This window comes from Halobacterium litoreum (assembly GCF_021233415.1).
Taxonomy (GTDB): Archaea; Halobacteriota; Halobacteria; order Halobacteriales; family Halobacteriaceae; genus Halobacterium; species Halobacterium litoreum.
In genome coordinates this window covers 1833608-1849477 of sequence record NZ_CP089466.1, presented here as the reverse complement: position 1 = coordinate 1849477, position 15870 = coordinate 1833608, and the positions used below count along the sequence as shown (strand labels likewise).

Genomic DNA, 15870 nt, shown 5'->3' with positions numbered 1-15870 from the left:
TTAGGTCGGACGCCCGAACTACGTCCCAATGGGAAACACGGACCTCTCCGAGTTCATGCACGAGGGTGGCGGGGAGTCGGGTGACGACGCGCCCGACGAGGACACCCGTCGTGCGGAGGCCGAAGTCGTCGCTGGGGACGCCGACCCCGTGGTGAACGAAATCGTGGACGCCGAAGCGGACGCGCTCCCGGACGCGGACGGCGACGTGGAACTGATGGTGACGCAGGTCGACTACACCGTCGAGGGCTCCGGCGACCGCGAACGCCCCGTCCTCCACGTGTTCGGACGCACCGAGGACAACGACGCCGAACACGTCCGCGTCCACGGCTTCCGCCCGTACTTCTACGCGCCGACCGAGAACCTCAACGAGGACGCGCTCACCGACGACGTCATCACGGGCACCGAGGAGGGCTACGAGTCGATTCGGGGCGAGGAACTGACGAAGATTTACGGCCGGACGCCGCGGGACGTCGGGAACATCCGCGACCGGTTCGACCACTACGAGGCCGACATCCTGTTCCCGAACCGCCTGCTCATCGACAAGGACGTCACCAGCGGCGTGCGCGTCCCCGACCGGCGCGCCGACGACGGCGCGCTGTACGTCCACCACGACGAAATCGAGGCCTGTGACGTGGCCGCCGACCTGCGCGTGAACACGTTCGACATCGAGGTCGACGACCGCAACGGCTTCCCGGAGGAGGGCGAGGAGACGGTGGTCTGTCTCACGAGCCACGACTCCTATCGCGACGAGTACGTCGCGTGGCTGTACGAGGCGCCCGACGCGACCACCGACAGCCCCGAGGACCTCTCGAACCACGACCTCCTGGACGAGGACGCCGACGTGGACGTGCGCGTCTTCGACAGCGAGGAAGCGATGCACGATGCGTTCGTCTCGTACATCGAGGAGACCGACCCGGACGTGCTGACGGGCTGGAACTTCGACGACTTCGACGCGCCGTACTACATCGACCGCCTCGACGAACTCGACCCGCGGACCGACTACGACCTCGACTCCGACCGCCTCTCCCGCGTCGAGGAAGTGTGGACCTCCGGCTGGGGCGGCCCGAACGTGAAGGGGCGGGTCGTCTTCGACCTGCTGTACGCCTACCAGCGCACGAAGTACTCCGAACTCGACTCCTACCGACTGGACGCGGTCGGCGAGCAGGAACTCGACGTCGGGAAGGAGCGCTACGCGGGCGACATCGGCGACCTCTGGGAGGACGACCCCGAGCGCTTACTGGAGTACAACCTCCGGGACGTGGAACTCTGCGTCGAAATCGACCGGAAGCAGTCCATCGTGGCGTTCTGGGACGAGGCGCGCAAACTCGTCGGCTGTAAACTGGAGGACGCCACCACGCCCGGCGACGCGGTGGACATGTACGTCCTGCACAAGGCGTTCGGGAACTTCGTGCTGCCGTCGAAGGGCCAACAGGAGGCCGAAGAGTTCGAGGGCGGCGCCGTCTTCGACCCCATCACGGGCGTCAAGGAGAACGTCTCCGTGCTCGACCTGAAGAGCCTCTACCCGATGTCGATGGTGACCATCAACGCGTCGCCGGAGACGAAAGTCGACCCCGAGGAGTACGACGGCGAGACCTACCACACGCCGACGGGCGTCCACTTCCGCAAGGAGCCGGACGGCATCATCCGGGAGATGGTCGACGAACTCCTCACCGAGCGCGAGGACAAGAAGGAACTCCGCGACGACAACGAACCTGGCACCGAGGACTACGAGCGCTACGACCGCCAGCAGGCCGCCGTGAAGGTCATCATGAACAGCCTCTACGGCGTGTTCGGCTGGGACCGGTTCCGGCTGTACGACCGCGCGATGAGCGCGGGCGTCACCTCCACGAACCGCGAGGTCATCGACTTCACCGAGCAGGCCGCCAACGACGTCGGCTACGAGGTGGCGTACGGCGACACCGACTCCGTGATGCTCGAACTCGGCCCGGACCTCTCGAAGGAGGCGGCAATCGAGGAGTCCTTCGACATCGAGGACCACATCAACGAGGCCTACGACGAGTTCGCCCGCGACCGACTGAACGCCGACGAGCACCGCTTCCAGATCGAGTTCGAGAAACTCTACCGGCGATTCTTCCAGGCGGGGAAGAAGAAGCGCTACGCCGGCCACATCGTCTGGAAGGAGGGCAAGCACGTCGACGACGTGGACATCACGGGCTTCGAGTACCAGCGCTCGGACATCGCGCCCATCACGAAGGAAGTTCAGAAGGAGGTCATCGACCTCGTGGTACGAGAGGGCGACGTGGACGCCGTCGAGGAGTACGTCCACGACGTCATCGAGGACTTCCGCGAGGGCGACGTGAGCCTCGACGACATCGGCATCCCGGGCGGCATCGGGAAGCGTTTGGACAACTACGACACGGACACGGCGCAGGTCCGGGGCGCGAAGTACGCGAACCTCCTGTTGGGGACGAACTTCGACCGCGGGTCGAAGCCAAAGCGCGTCTACCTCCAGAAAGTCCACCCGGACTTCTTCCGGCGGGTGGAGGGCGAGAACCCGGACATCCGGGAGGACGACCTGTACGTGGAGTTCAAGACCGACCACGACGTCATCTGTTACGACTACGCCGACCAGATTCCCGAGGAGTTCGAGGTGGACTACGACGTGATGTTGGACAAGACGCTGAAGGGCCCCATCGAGCGCATCCTCGAAGCCCTCGACGTGTCCTGGGACGAGGTCAAGAGCGGGCAGACCCAGACCGGCCTCGGCAGTTTCATGTAACCTGCATCAACGGTTAAGCCGTGCGAGCGCCTACCACACGGTATGGGCGCGAAACTCCTGATGATAGTCGGCGACTTCGGCGAGGACTACGAGATAATGGTACCGTTCCAGGCGCTCCAGGCCGTCGGCCACGAGGTCGACGCGGTGTGCCCCGAGAAGGAGGCCGGTGACACGGTGAAGACCGCGATTCACGACTTCCGCGGCGACCAGACGTACTTAGAGGAGCGCGGCCACGACTTCGAACTGACGGCGGCGATGAGCGACGTGGACCCGACCGAGTACGACGGCCTCGTAGTGCCGGGCGGCCGGGCGCCGGAGTACCTCCGGACCCACGAGGCGGTCATCGACGCCGTCCAGCACTTCTTCGAGGCGGAGAAGCCGGTGGCGACGCTCTGTCACGGCCCCCAGATTCTGGCGGCGGCGGGCGTCCTCGACGGCTACGAGATGACCTCGTATCCGGCCGTCCAGCCGGAGGTCGAGGCCGCCGGCTGCACGTGGGTAGACGAGGTGACGACCGACCGGAATCTCGTGACCGCACAGGCGTGGCCGGACCACCCAGAGTGGATTTCGCAGTTCCTCGACGTGCTCGGGACGGAGATAGAACACGGCGGCGCGGTCGCCGCCGACGACTAACCGGTTCGCGATTAACTAACTCGTTTTTCGGTTTCGGAAAACAGTTGCTGGGGAATGCGTAACCGTTATGGGGCGCACGCGCGTTGTCTAGGACGACCTAATCGATGGCTACGCTCGAACTCAAGAACGTACACGCGGAAGTCGCAGAGGAAGGCGAGAAGATTCTCGAGGGCGTCGACCTCGAGATTCCCTCGGGCGAGATTCACGCCCTGATGGGGCCGAACGGCTCCGGGAAGTCCACGACCGCCAAGATCGTCGCCGGCCACCCGGCCTACGACGTCACCGAGGGTGAGGTACTCCTCCACCTCGAAGACGGCGACTTCGAGGACGTCGACGCGGTTCCGGAAGACGAACGCACGTGGAACCTCCTCGAACTGGAACCGAACGAGCGCGCCGCGCTCGGCATCTACCTCGGCTTCCAGTACCCGGCCGAGATCGAGGGCGTCACCCTCGTGAACTTCCTCCGCACCGCGCTCAACGCGAAACTCGAAGAGCGCGAGGAACTCCTCTTCGGCGAGGACGACGAGGACGAGGAAGAAGAGGACGCGGGCTACGACACCTCCCCGATGGAGGGGCCCGCCGACGAGGGCGAAATCGGCGTCGCGGAGTTCCAGGAGATTCTCTCCGAGAAGATGGAACTCCTCGACATGGACGAGAAGTTCGCCAACCGCTATCTCAACGCCGGCTTCTCCGGCGGCGAGAAGAAACAGAACGAGGTCCTCCAGGCCGCCATCCTCGAGCCGAGCATCGCCGTGCTCGACGAGATCGACTCCGGTCTGGACATCGACCGCCTGCAGGACGTCTCGAAGGGCATCAACGCCCTCCGCGACGAGCAGGGCACCGGCATCCTCCAGATCACCCACTACCAGCGCATCCTCGACTACGTCGAACCCGACCGCATCCACGTCATGCTGGACGGGGAAGTCGTCATGGAGGGCGACGCCGAGCTCGCAGAGAAGCTCGAAGACAAGGGGTACGACTGGGTCCGAGAGCAGGTCTACGAGACCGCGTAAATCACCACCATGAGTTCAGACGAACACCTACAAGAGACCGACACCGAGGCGCGCTTCGAGTTCAAGAAGGAGGAGAACTCCGCCTTCGAGTCGGGCAAGGGCCTCAACGAGGAGACGATTCGACTCATCTCCGAGGACAAGGACGAGCCCGACTGGATGCTAGAGCGGCGCCTCCGCGCGCTGAAACAGTACCAGAAGATGCCGATGCCGACGGACTGGCCGGGCCAACCCGACCTGTCCGAACTCGACGTCGAGGAGATCGTCCCGTACATCCGCCCCGACGTGGACAAGCGGGAAGGCGTCGACGACTGGGACGAACTCCCGGACGACATCAAGGACACGTTCGAACAACTGGGCATCCCGGAGGCCGAGCGGAACGCGCTCTCCGGCGTCGGCGCCCAGTACGAGTCCGAAGTCGTCTACCAGAACATGCAGGAGCGCTGGGAGGAGAAGGGCGTCGTCTTCTGCAACATGGACGAGGCCGTTCAGGAGTACCCCGAACTGGTCAAGGAACACTTCATGACGAAGTGCGTCCCCGCCAGCGACAACAAGTTCGCGGCGCTCCACGGCGCCGTCTGGTCGGGCGGTTCGTTCGTCTACGTCCCCGAGGACGTGACGGTGAACATGCCCGTGCAGGCGTACTTCCGGATGAACTCGGAGGGGATGGGCCAGTTCGAGCACACGCTCATCATCGCCGAGCCCGGTAGCGAAGTCCACTACATCGAGGGCTGTTCCGCGCCGAAGTACGGCACGCACAACCTCCACTCCGGCGGCGTCGAGGTCTTCGTGAAGGAGGACGCGCACGTGCAGTACTCGACCGTGCAGAACTGGTCGAAGAACACGTTCAACCTCAACACGAAACGCGCCATCGTCGAGGAGAACGGCACGATGGAGTGGGTTTCGGGCTCCATGGGGTCGAAGGCGACGATGCTGTACCCGTCCTCGATTCTGAAGGGCCGCGGCGCGACGGACAACCACATCACCATCGCGTTCGCGGGCGAGGGCCAGGACATCGACACCGGCGCGAAGGTCTACCACAACGCGCCGGACACGAAGTCCACCATCGAGTCCAAGTCCATCGCGAAGGACGGCGGCCGCACGAACTACCGCGGCCTCGTCCACATCGCGGACGGCGCTGAGGACTCCTCCACGTCGGTGGAGTGTGACGCGCTGATGTTCGACAACGAGTCCACCAGCGACACCATGCCGTACATGGAGATCAACGAGTCGAAGGTGGACGTCGCCCACGAGGCGACCGTCGGCAAGATCGGCGACGAGGACGTCTTCTACCTCCAGTCCCGCGGGCTGGACGACGACGACGCCAAGCAGATGATCGTCGCCGGCTTCATCGAACCAATCACGGAGGAACTGCCCATCGAGTACGCGGTGGAACTCAACCGCCTCATCGAACTCGAGATGGAGGGGAGCCTCGGATAACATGAGTACGCAGTTACACAACGACATCTCCGAAGAGACGGTGCGACAGTTGGCCGAGGAGCGAGACGAACCCGAGTGGCTCCTCGAGACGCGACTGGACGCACTCGACGCGCTGGACGACCTCGACTACCCGAGCGTCATCGAGACGCCGGGCCGGAAGTGGACGAACCTCGAGGACCTCGATTTCGAGGCGCTGGTCGACCCGCTCGAGCAGACCGAGGACAAAGACCAGGTCGGTCCCGAGGACGTGCGCGTGGAGGCGTTCCACGACGCCCTGCAGGACGACGACCTCGCGGAACTGGTCGAGGACCGGTTCGGGAGCATCGTCGACCCGCAGCAGAACCGCCTGACGGCGCTGTCGACCGCGCTGTTCACCACCGGCACCGTGATTCACGTGCCCGAGGCCGTCGACGCCGAGGACGTGAAGATTCGGACGTCGATGAACTCCCGGTCGCTGTTCAACTACACGCTCGTCGTCACCGAGAAGAACGCCTCCGTGACGATTCTGGAGCGACAGGACACGGGTGACGACGTCGAAGGCGAGCGCTACTACTCCGGCATCGTCGAGGTCGACGCGGGCGAGAACTCGTACGTCCAGTACGGGAGCCTGCAGGACTTCGACCAGCAGACGTACAACTACACGCTGAAGCGCGGCGACGCCGACACGTACAGCACGGTCCACTGGGTCGAGGGGAACCTCGGCAGCCGACTGACGAAGACCGGCGTCTCCACGGAACTCAACGGCGACTCCAGCGAGACGAAAATCGTCGGCGCGTTCTTCGGCCACGACGACCAGCACTTCGACCTCGACGCGAAGGTCTGGCACCGCGCCGAACACACGACCGCCGACCTCGTGACGCGGGGCGTCATCGACGACGAGGCCCGCAGCGTCTACGAGGGCGTTCAGGACGTGGGGCGTGGCGCGTGGGACACGTCGTCCTACCAGCGTGAGAACACGCTGATGCTGAGCGACGAGAGCGAGGCCGACGCCTCCCCGAAGCTCATCATCAACAACCACGACACCGAAGCGAGCCACTCCGCGACCGTCGGTCAGATCGACCAGGAGGACCTGTTCTACATGCGCGGTCGCGCGCTTCCCGAGCAGACGGCGACGAACATGCTCGTCGAGGGCTTCTTCGTCCCGGTGCTCGAGGAGATCGAGGTCGACGAACTCCGCGAGGACCTCGAAGAGCGCATCCACGAGCGCCTCCACTGAGGCGTTCGGACCGGGAGGGAACGGTTTAAGTCCGCCTCTCCCCGATACTGGAACAAGATGCGTGGAGTATCGCCGGCGAGGTGGCTCGCGTGAGTTCGGTCGCGGCGCGCGTCGACTCCGACGAGCAGCTCGCGCGCCTCCTCCAGATCGGCGTCGTTCTAGAGGAGGTCGTGGAGGCGCGCGCACACCGGCACTACCAGTCGCTCCCGGAGGACGAGCGCGACGACGACATCGAGGCGTTGCTCTCGGACGCGAGCGACGAGTCCGCCGAGCACCGGCGGCGACTCGAATCGCTTATCGACGAACTCGACGCCGAGAGCGTCGCCTTCGAGGAGGTGAAGGGACTCGTCGAGCAGTCCTACGGCGCGACCGGACCGGAGGACTTCGACGGCGTGCTCTACGACCAGTTGCACGGCGAGGAGACGGCGTACAAATTCTACGCCGACCTCATCGAGGCCGTGGAGGCGAGCGAGGCGTCGTTCGGCGTCGACCGCGACGCCGTCCTCGAGACGCTCCGCGAGATTCGCGAAGCGGAGGCGGGCGGCGTGGAGGCAGTCGCGAAACTGATGGAGGACCGCGCATGAACGCAGACACACACACGACTCGATTGGGCGGCGAGACGGTAGTCGACGGCCACGCCGGCGCTCGGAGGTGTTCGGCGTGAACACCGCGGACCAGTACCTGAAGACCATCTTCCTCGTGGAGCAACTGAACGACGGGCCGGCCGCCACCGGCGAACTCGCGGACCGCCTCGGCGTCAGTCCCGCGAGCGTCAACGAGATGGTGGGGAAACTCGAGGAGCGCGGCCTCGTCTCCCACGAGAAGTACAAGGGCGCGACCGTCACCGACGCCGGTGAGACGCGCGCCCGGGACGCGCTCCAGACGTACTGCATCCTCGAGCGCTTCCTCGCGAACGTCCTCGACGTCGAGGACTTCCGGGAGGAAGCCCGGCAACTCGAACCGGTCATCGACGAGACGGTCGCCGACCGCCTCGACATGATTATCGACCGCGAACCGCAGTGTCCAGACTGTTTCGACGCGGAAGCCGACGCCTGCGGTCTGCTCGTCGAGGAGCGCGTGGAAGCCGACGACTGACTGCGGACCGCATTACTCAAGTGCGGGAGTGCTGTACGAGTGGTTGCAGTCCCGTGGTGTAGTGGCCAATCATATGGGCCTTTGGAGCCTATGACGGCGGTTCGAATCCGCCCGGGACTACTACTTCCGGTAGAAGGCGCGAAAACTGCTTTTTAGCGCATTTGGACGGATCGGAGTACCTCTCAATCTGTTCGCTGTCCGTTCACCGGTCGCGTTCGAGGCGTTCGCGGCGTTCTTCGTACTCGTCGTCGGTGAGGTCGCCGCGCGCGTAGGCGGCGCGCAGTTCTTCGAGCGCGGGGTCGGTGTCGTCGTCGCTGGTGACGGCGCGGTAGAGGAGGTAGGCGCCGCCGAGGAGCGCGACGAAGAACAGGAGACGCATCGCGAACGCGAGGAGGACGACCCAGCCCGCGGTGCCGGCGCCCCACGCGCCGTCCATCATCGGGCCGTATCCCCACGTGCCGTCCATGTGGCCTGCTCCCATCGCGCCGAAGCCGACGAAGACGAGGGGGAGCGCGACGAACAGGGCGAGTGCGAGGACGACGAGCGCGGCGAGTCGTCGGTCTGTCGATGCCATCGTGGCTGAGTATTCGCGTTCGATTGGCAAGTGAGTGGGGGTGGGCCGGGTCGGTGTGCTGTCGCCTGTCGCGTGTGTAACGTCAACACTGTTAAGGCAGGAGCATAATCCGGGGGCATGGACGAGTCGATTCGGGTGCTCCACGTCGACGACGAACCGGGGTTCGCGGAGTTGACGGCGGAGTTCCTCGAAGAAGCGGACGAGCGCATCGAGGTACTCACGGCGTCCCGGGCGAGCGAGGGCTTGGAGCGGTTGGGCGAGGAGCGCGTCGACTGTGTCGTCTCGGACTTCGAGATGCCGGGGATGGACGGCATCGAGTTCTTGGAGGCGGTGCGCGAGGAGTATCCGGCGTTGCCGTTCATCCTCTTCACGGGCCGCGGCAGCGAGGAGGTCGCGAGCGACGCGATTTCGGCGGGAGCGACCGACTATCTCCAGAAGGAGGGCGGGACCGACCAGTACACGATACTGGCGAATCGGGTGTTGAACTACGCGGACACGGCGGCGGCGAAGAGTCAACGCGAGCGCCAACTGGACGCCATCGAGGCGGCCCAGGAGGGCATCAGCATCCTCGACGAGGACGGGGAGTTCACGTACGTGAACGAGGCGTACGCGGACCTCTACGGGTACGACAGCGAGAAGATGCTGGGGATGCACTGGTCGGCGCTCTACCCGGAGGACGAACTGTCGTTCGCGCGCGAGGAGATTCTGTCGACGGCCGAGGAGGAGGGCGGCTGGCACGGGTCGTCGACGGGGGTGCGCGCGGACGGGTCGACGTTCGTGGAGGACCACACGGTGTCGACGACCGAGCGCGGCGAGTTGGTGTGTACGGTGCGGGACGTCACGGAGCGCAAGGAGCGCGGGCGAGCGCTGGCGGCGCTCCACGAGGCGGCGACGGATTTGGAGGCGGCGGAGACGGAAGACGAGGTGTACGACGTGTTGCTGGAGGCGGCCGAGGGAATCCTGGATTTCGACCTCGTGGCGGTCGACGTGGTGGCCGACGACGCGCTCGTGCAGACGGCGTGGACGCTGGATTTGGACACGGAGGGGTACTACGAGGAGACGCCCCTGGACGAGGACACGCTGGCGACGCGGTCGTACCACCGACAGGAGACCATCGTGGTCGACGACCTCTCGGGCCACGAGGTGACGCCGGCGGATCCCGAGTATCGGTCGGTGTTGACCGTGCCGATGGACGAACTGGGGACGTTTCAGGCGGTGTCGCGGGCGACGGGCGCGTTCGACGAGGCGGACCGCGAGTTGACGGAGTTGCTGGTGGGACACGCACGGGAGGCGTTGACGCGCTTGGAGCGCGAGCGCGAACTCCGGCAGCGAACGGAGGCCCTGGAGCGACAGAACGACCGACTGGAGGAGTTCGCGACCATCGTCTCCCACGACCTGCGGTCGCCGCTGAGCGTGGCCGAGGGCCGATTGGAGCTGGTTCGGGAGCGGTACGACGACCCGCACCTCGACGAGTTGTCGAGCGCGCTCGACCGGATGTCGACGCTCATCACGGACACGTTGACACTCGCCCGGCAGGGACAACTGGTGACGGCGCCCGACACGCTGTCGATAGCCGAGGTGGCGAGCCGGTGCTGGGGGCGTGCGCCGACGGCGGACGCGACACTCGACGTGGAGGACGCGACGGTTCGAGCGGACGCCGACCGACTCCAGCAGGTGTTCGAGAACTTGTTCCGGAACGCCGTGGAACACGGCGGCGACGACGTGGCGGTGTCCGTCGGCCTCCTCGATGGCGGTGAGGGGTTCTTCGTCGCCGACGACGGTCCCGGCGTCCCCGAGGCCGAGCGCGGCGAGGTGTTCGAGCGCGGGTACACGACCAGCGAGGACGGCACCGGATTCGGGCTCGCCATCGTGGCGGAAATCGTGGACGCCCACGGCTGGGACGTGTCGCTCGCGGAGAGCGAGGGCGGCGGTGCGAGATTCGAGATTCGGGACGTCGGCGTGGTCGGCAGAGAGACTAAGTAGGTCCGTGGTGAGTGTTCACACGGAGTTCCCGATTATGGCAACCGGTACGGTCGACTTCTTCAACGAGCAGAAGGGTTACGGCTTCATCGAGACCGACGACGCGGACGAGGACGTGTTCTTCCACATGGAAGACGTCGGCGGCCCAGACTTAGAGGAGGGTCAGGAGGTGGAGTTCGACATCGAGGACGCGGACAAGGGACCGCGAGCGACGAACGTCACGCGCCTGTAGCGTGGCGTTCGCGCGGTTCGTCGGACGTTACGACCGCGTGGCGCGAGCCTCGCGTACGTCGCCGCCGTCCCGCACCATGTCGGGGCACTCGGGGCAGACGCGCGGGCGCTCGACGCCCGGAGGTGTGAAGACGCGTGCGTAGTCCTGAGTCACGAACGACCCGCAGTTCTTGCATTCTACCATGTCGTTTCGACGCAACGACGGACCTGTATATATGCTTTGTGTGGATTATCGCGGAGTGAATAAAACGCACACGGCGGGGAACGAACCACATAACCGTCGCGGCCGCCTCGCGGCGGTATGGACGGGACACTGGACTCGCTCCCGGACCGGCCGCTCCGCGAGCGGGAGGTCACGGGGCTCAACCACGCCGACGCCTTCGAACTGGTCGTGCCCGTGAACCGCGAGGAGGCCGTCGAGGCGGACACGCAGGAACCGGTCGTCGTCACCGAACAACTGATTCTCGGCACCGACGGCTGGGTGAAGGGACTGGTGTACGACGACGGCTGGCAGGTCGTCGAGTCGGTCGCCATCGACGACCCGGACGAGGAGCGATTCGACGCGATGCGCGAGTGCGAATCCGCAGTCGCTGAATACGGGCAGTAAGTTCTTCTCGCGTCGCCCCGATTACCCGATGGAGTCGCCCTGAGTGGCCTCCACTACCATGAACGTCGAGCAGTTCAAGACGGCCAACGCGCCGACAGAGAGCGACGCACCGTTCCAACTAGAGAACAGTTACACCCTCGACGTCGCCGTCGAGGGCTCGCTGATGGCGAAAGCCGGGTCGATGATAGCCCACACCGGCGACCTCTCGTTCACGGGGAAGTCGTCGGCGGAAGGCGGCATCCGCGGGTTCCTGAAGGAGGCCGCCACCGGCGAGGGGACGCCCGTGATGGCCGTCGAAGGGGAGGGCCACGTCTACCTCGCCGACCGCGGGAAGAAGATTCAAGTCCTCGAACTCGGCGCCGGCGACGCCATCACCGTCAACGGCGAGGACGTGCTCGCGTTCGAGGACGACCTCGCCTACGAGATTCGGACCATCGACAGCCTCGCCGGGTCGTTCGCCGGCGGCTTCACGAACGTCTACATCGAGGGGCCGGGGTACGTCGCGATTACGACCCACGGCGACCCGCTCGTCGTCGAACCGCCGGTCGCCACCGACCCGAGCGCGACCGTGGCGTGGAGCGGTACGTCGCCGGACGTGCAAGTGAACCGCAGCCTCTCGGACATGGTTGGTCAGGAGTCCGGCGAGCGCTTCCAGATGAACTTCGAGGGCGAGGGCTTCGTCGTCGTCCAGCCCTACGAGGAACACGGCGGCGCGTAACGCTCACTTCGTTCCCCGTCTCGCGGCTCACTCGTCGAGTTCGAAGCGCACGCGCTCTTCGCCTGCTCCCGCCGTCTCGCGTCCCGTAATCGAGAACAAGCCGACCTCGCCCGTGTTCGAGACGTGCGTGCCGGCACACGCCGTGCGGTCGACGTCGCCGCCGCCGATATCGACGATGCGGACCTCCGTAATCGAGTCCGGGAGCAGGTCGAGTCGCGTGCGTTCCGGGTCGAGTTCGGCCTCCGCCGTCTCCCGGTCGAGCGTGTACCACTCGACCGCGTGGTCGGCGTCCACGAGGCCGTTCACCGCTCGCTCTATCGCGTCGAGGTCGGCGTCGTCGAAGCGCTCGTGCTCGCAGTCGAGGCGCGCGCGGTCCGCGTACAACTGGTTCCCCGTCGTCGGCGCGTCGAACTCGTCGAGCAGGACCGCCGACAGCAGGTGTTGGGCGGTGTGGTAGCGGCTGTGAGCGCGCCGCCGGTCGGCGTCCAGTTCGCCTACGACTTCGGTCCCGGCCGCCGGCGGGTCGCCCGCGACCTCGTGGTAGATTGTGTCCCGCTTCTGGACGTCGGTGACGCGCCACTCGTCGCCGTCGGCGCGCAGAACGCCCGTGTCGCTGGGTTGGCCGCCGCCCTCGGGGTAGAAGTGAGTCCCGTCGAGGACGACGCGGTCGCCCGCGACGCGTTCTACCGTCGCGTCGAAGGTCGTCACGCCGCTGTCGTCGAGGTAGCGCGCGTCGGTCACACCCGGGACGTGGCGGCCAGCCGTATTAACCACGTGGTCTGCAAAAGGCCTAAGAGCGAAACTAACCTTCGTCTAGGCAATGATAGACGTACTACGCCACGCAACGGAGGTGAGACGGTGGGCGTCGAGATAAAGGAATCGCCGGTCTCCGACTCGGAGTTCGAGGAGATGGCCGCTTTCGTCCGTGACTACCTCGAAGCCAGCGTCGAGAACGAGGAGGACGGCGGCCGCATGCGGTGGTACCCGTGGCACTCCGCGGAGTACCGCTTCAACCACATCCAGAACGTCGTCGACCTCGGCGAGCGCATCGCTCGCGAGGAGGGCGCCGACGTCGACGTGGTCCGGGTCGCGGCGCTATTCCACGACATCGCGAAACTCGAAGCCGACCAGGAGGAACACGCCGAGGAGGGCGCGCGCATCGCCGAGAAGTACCTCGAAACCCACGGCGACTTCCCCGAGTCGTTCGTCGACCAGGTGTCTCGCGCCGCCGCGAAACACTCCTACCAGGGCGACCTCTCGGACCTCTCGCTGGAGACGCGGTGTCTCATCGAGGCCGACCTGCTGGACAAGGCGGGCGCGAACGGCGCGGCGCTGATGCTCCTGCGGATGGGGTACGAGGCGCGCACGCACGTCGACGCGGCGGAGATGGTCGGGCGCGTGCTCGACCGGAGCACCGACGCCGCGGCGCGCGTCGAGAGCCACACCGCCGAGTCCATCGCCCACGAACGCCTCAAGCGCGTGCGGTGGCTCAAGGAGTGGCTGGAGAGCGAAGTCCCCGGGATGCGGGACTAGAGGCCGACGGCCGTCCGCAGGAACGACACGCCGAACAGCGCCAGCACGACCGCGCTGGCGTACGCGACGCCTTTTCCGAGCGCGTCCACGCGCTCGCCGGCGGCCCGGAGCGCCGCCGGGAAACTCGTAATCCACAGCAGGATGCCCGCGAAGAACCCCGCAATCGTGAGCCCGCCGTTCGCCGCCGACAGTTCGAGGCCGAACGCCGAAATCTCGCTCGGATTGAGCAGGCCGACGCCGGCGGTCAGCCACCACGTCACCTGATAGGGGTTGGCGAGCGCGAGCGCGAACGCCTTCCGGAAGCCCCTGCCGTCGGCGGCCTCGGCGTCGGAGAACGAGCCGGCGTCCTGTATCGCGCCGTACGCGTAGTACAACATCAGCACGCCGCCGACGCCGACCATCGCGGTGCGCACCGTCGGCGCGTCCTCGATGAACGCGACGACGCCCGCGAGCGCGAGCACGAAGAACACCGCGTCCGCCGTCATCGCGCCGAGGCCGGCGGCGAACCCGGACTTCCAGCCGCGGGCGACGCTCTCCTCGGCGATGACGGCGTTCATCGGCCCGGGCGGCGCGGCCAGCGAGAGGCCGAGAACCACGCCCGCGGCGGCGGAGACGGCGGCGTCGAACACACCCGGATTCGGCAGGCCGCCGACTAAAGCGCGCCGGTCACGGCAGAACGGTCGCGTGCGCGAGCGCTCCGATTGCGGCCTCGAGCGCCCACGCCGCGGCCGCGACGAGTTCCTCCCAGACGGAGACACCGAACGCCACCGAGAGCGCGGTGTCGAACGCGAAGAAGAAAAAGAGCGCCGCCGACCCGAGGTGCGCGCGCCGCGCGTCGAACGCGCCGGCGAACCGACTGAAGAACATCGCGTTCAGGATGCTGACGGGGATGATGGCGGCCATCTCGCCGACCCAGATGGCGGGCGTGGCGCCGTAGTCGGCGGCGAGCCCGATGGTGATTATCTGGGTCTTGTCGCCGAACTCACCGAAGAACATCATCGCGAAGATGGGGACGAAGCCGCCGAGGTAGTTCGGGAGGCGGCCGAACCACGAGGAGTCGCCGAAGCGTCCGTCGAGCGCGAGGACGCCGCCGTCGCTGGTCATCGGACCGTCGGCGTCCGCGGCGGGCATCGAGCGCAACAACAGCACGCCGAACGCGACGAACAACACCGCGGTGGCGACGTCGAGGTAGACGCCGGGAATCGCGCGCTTGAGCGCGGAGCCGACGGCGATTTCGACGGCGGTCCAGATGGCGAACGCGCTGCCGGCGGCGGCGACCACGACTTTCGGGTCGTACTCGGTGCTGAGGCCGGCGATGATGAACTGGACCTTCTCGCCGGGGAGCACGGCGAGTTGGGCGGCGAACGCGACGCCGGCGATTTCGAGGAACGTGCTCACGCTTCTCCGACGGCGGACTCGGTCGGTTTCACGCGCAGCGACGTGGCGACGCGCTCGGGGAGATGGACGAGTTCGTCGTCGATGCGCACGACGAACATGCCGATGGGCGCGCGCTCGACGAGTTCCATCTCGGTGCCGGGTTCGACGCCGGCGTCCGCGAGGTACCGGAGTTCCTCCTCGTCGCGGTCGCTGACGCGCGCGACGACGACGCGGTCGCCCTCGGCGTGGTTCGCGAGGACGTCGGTGTCGGTCTCCTCGGGCGGTTCGAGGTCCTCGCCGGGGATGGGGTCGCCGTGGGGGTCGACCGCGGGGTCGCCGAGTTTCTGTGCGAGGCGTGCCTCGAACTCCTCGGAGATGTGGTGTTCGAGGGCGTCGGCCTCGTCGTGGACTTCGTCCCACTCGTAGTCGAGGTGGTCGGCGAGAAAGGCCTCGAGCAGGCGGTGGTGGCGAAGCACCTCGATGGCGACGGTTTCGCCTTCGGCGGTGAGTTCCACGCCCTTGTACTTCTCGCGCTCGACGAGACCGCGGTCCTCGAGTTTCTCCACCATGCTCGTGACCGTCGGCGGCGTCACGTCGAGGTAGTCGGCGATGGCGGAGGTGCGGACCGGCGGGCCGTGCTCTCGCTGGAGCGCGTAGATGGCCTTCAGGTAGTCCTCCATCACGTCGGAGAGCATCTGGATGCCGTGATTTGACTC

General features: G+C 66.3%; 18 protein-coding genes and 1 tRNA gene. 13 read left to right on the top strand and 6 right to left on the bottom strand.

The features are described 5' to 3' along the window. Positions 1–28 precede the first annotated feature (28 nt). From LT972_RS10180 to LT972_RS10145, 8 genes are all read left to right on the top strand, one after another. Complete coding sequence (locus LT972_RS10180) at positions 29–2740, top strand: DNA-directed DNA polymerase (RefSeq protein ID WP_232570079.1); 2712 nt, start codon at positions 29–31, stop codon at positions 2738–2740. Between the two features lie 42 nt (positions 2741–2782). After that, complete coding sequence (locus tag LT972_RS10175) at positions 2783–3373, top strand: DJ-1/PfpI family protein (protein ID WP_232570077.1); 591 nt, start codon at positions 2783–2785, stop codon at positions 3371–3373. A gap of 104 nt (positions 3374–3477) precedes the next feature. Next, positions 3478–4386, top strand: a complete 909-nt coding sequence (locus LT972_RS10170) for an ABC transporter ATP-binding protein (RefSeq protein ID WP_232570075.1) — start codon at positions 3478–3480, stop codon at positions 4384–4386. 9 nt (positions 4387–4395) lie between these two features. Next, positions 4396–5823, top strand: a complete 1428-nt coding sequence (gene sufB, locus LT972_RS10165; RefSeq protein ID WP_232570066.1) for a Fe-S cluster assembly protein SufB — start codon at positions 4396–4398, stop codon at positions 5821–5823. A 1-nt stretch (position 5824) separates the two neighbouring features. After that, the gene (sufD, locus tag LT972_RS10160; protein ID WP_232570064.1) at positions 5825–7039 is read left to right on the top strand and encodes a Fe-S cluster assembly protein SufD; all 1215 of its coding nucleotides are present in this window, start codon (positions 5825–5827) and stop codon (positions 7037–7039) included. A gap of 89 nt (positions 7040–7128) precedes the next feature. Further along, positions 7129–7623 (top strand): ferritin-like domain-containing protein, encoded by a 495-nt coding sequence (locus tag LT972_RS10155; RefSeq protein WP_232570062.1) that lies wholly within the window; start codon positions 7129–7131, stop codon positions 7621–7623. A 76-nt stretch (positions 7624–7699) separates the two neighbouring features. Then, positions 7700–8134: a metal-dependent transcriptional regulator gene (locus tag LT972_RS10150; protein WP_232570060.1), complete on the top strand. Its 435-nt coding sequence runs from the start codon at positions 7700–7702 to the stop codon at positions 8132–8134. Positions 8135–8181: 47 nt separating this feature from the next. Then, positions 8182–8254: transfer RNA gene (locus tag LT972_RS10145), tRNA-Gln, on the top strand. Between the two features lie 82 nt (positions 8255–8336). Here LT972_RS10145 and LT972_RS10140 read toward each other — a convergent pair. After that, positions 8337–8708 carry an SHOCT domain-containing protein gene (locus tag LT972_RS10140; RefSeq protein ID WP_232570058.1) on the bottom strand — a complete coding sequence of 124 codons (372 nt, stop codon included), beginning with the start codon at positions 8706–8708 and terminating at the stop codon, positions 8337–8339. A 117-nt stretch (positions 8709–8825) separates the two neighbouring features. Between LT972_RS10140 and LT972_RS10135 the strand changes: the two genes are divergently transcribed. Continuing rightward, complete coding sequence (locus tag LT972_RS10135; RefSeq protein WP_232570056.1) at positions 8826–10691, top strand: hybrid sensor histidine kinase/response regulator; 1866 nt, start codon at positions 8826–8828, stop codon at positions 10689–10691. A gap of 34 nt (positions 10692–10725) precedes the next feature. Next, positions 10726–10920 (top strand): cold-shock protein, encoded by a 195-nt coding sequence (locus LT972_RS10130; protein WP_232570054.1) that lies wholly within the window; start codon positions 10726–10728, stop codon positions 10918–10920. A gap of 27 nt (positions 10921–10947) precedes the next feature. Here LT972_RS10130 and LT972_RS10125 read toward each other — a convergent pair whose 3' ends face one another. Further along, positions 10948–11103 carry a DUF7563 family protein gene (locus LT972_RS10125; protein ID WP_232570052.1) on the bottom strand — a complete coding sequence of 52 codons (156 nt, stop codon included), beginning with the start codon at positions 11101–11103 and terminating at the stop codon, positions 10948–10950. 117 nt (positions 11104–11220) lie between these two features. Between LT972_RS10125 and LT972_RS10120 the strand changes: the two genes are divergently transcribed. Next, positions 11221–11526 carry a hypothetical protein gene (locus tag LT972_RS10120; RefSeq protein WP_232570050.1) on the top strand — a complete coding sequence of 102 codons (306 nt, stop codon included), beginning with the start codon at positions 11221–11223 and terminating at the stop codon, positions 11524–11526. 58 nt (positions 11527–11584) lie between these two features. Beyond that, positions 11585–12244, top strand: a complete 660-nt coding sequence (locus LT972_RS10115; RefSeq protein WP_232572608.1) for an AIM24 family protein — start codon at positions 11585–11587, stop codon at positions 12242–12244. A gap of 27 nt (positions 12245–12271) precedes the next feature. Here LT972_RS10115 and LT972_RS10110 read toward each other — a convergent pair whose 3' ends face one another. Beyond that, the gene (locus LT972_RS10110) at positions 12272–12985 is read right to left on the bottom strand and encodes an alanyl-tRNA editing protein (RefSeq protein WP_232570049.1); all 714 of its coding nucleotides are present in this window, start codon (positions 12983–12985) and stop codon (positions 12272–12274) included. Between the two features lie 117 nt (positions 12986–13102). Here LT972_RS10110 and LT972_RS10105 point away from each other — a divergent pair, with 117 nt between their 5' ends. Further along, positions 13103–13777 carry an HD domain-containing protein gene (locus LT972_RS10105; RefSeq protein ID WP_232570047.1) on the top strand — a complete coding sequence of 225 codons (675 nt, stop codon included), beginning with the start codon at positions 13103–13105 and terminating at the stop codon, positions 13775–13777. On the opposite strand, the gene LT972_RS10100 is transcribed toward LT972_RS10105, so the two are convergent. Genes LT972_RS10100 through LT972_RS10090 form a run of 3 tightly spaced genes read right to left on the bottom strand, consistent with a single transcriptional unit; the run spans position 13774 to position 15849 of the window. Next, the gene (locus tag LT972_RS10100; RefSeq protein WP_232570045.1) at positions 13774–14406 is read right to left on the bottom strand and encodes a LysE family translocator; all 633 of its coding nucleotides are present in this window, start codon (positions 14404–14406) and stop codon (positions 13774–13776) included. The two genes, LT972_RS10105 and LT972_RS10100, sit on opposite strands and share 4 nt — an antisense overlap. A 37-nt stretch (positions 14407–14443) precedes the next feature. Next, positions 14444–15175 carry a TMEM165/GDT1 family protein gene (locus LT972_RS10095; RefSeq protein ID WP_232570043.1) on the bottom strand — a complete coding sequence of 244 codons (732 nt, stop codon included), beginning with the start codon at positions 15173–15175 and terminating at the stop codon, positions 14444–14446. Next, positions 15172–15849, bottom strand: a complete 678-nt coding sequence (locus tag LT972_RS10090; protein ID WP_232570042.1) for a metal-dependent transcriptional regulator — start codon at positions 15847–15849, stop codon at positions 15172–15174. The genes LT972_RS10095 and LT972_RS10090 overlap by 4 nt, the downstream gene beginning before the upstream one ends. Positions 15850–15870: the final 21 nt, after the last annotated feature.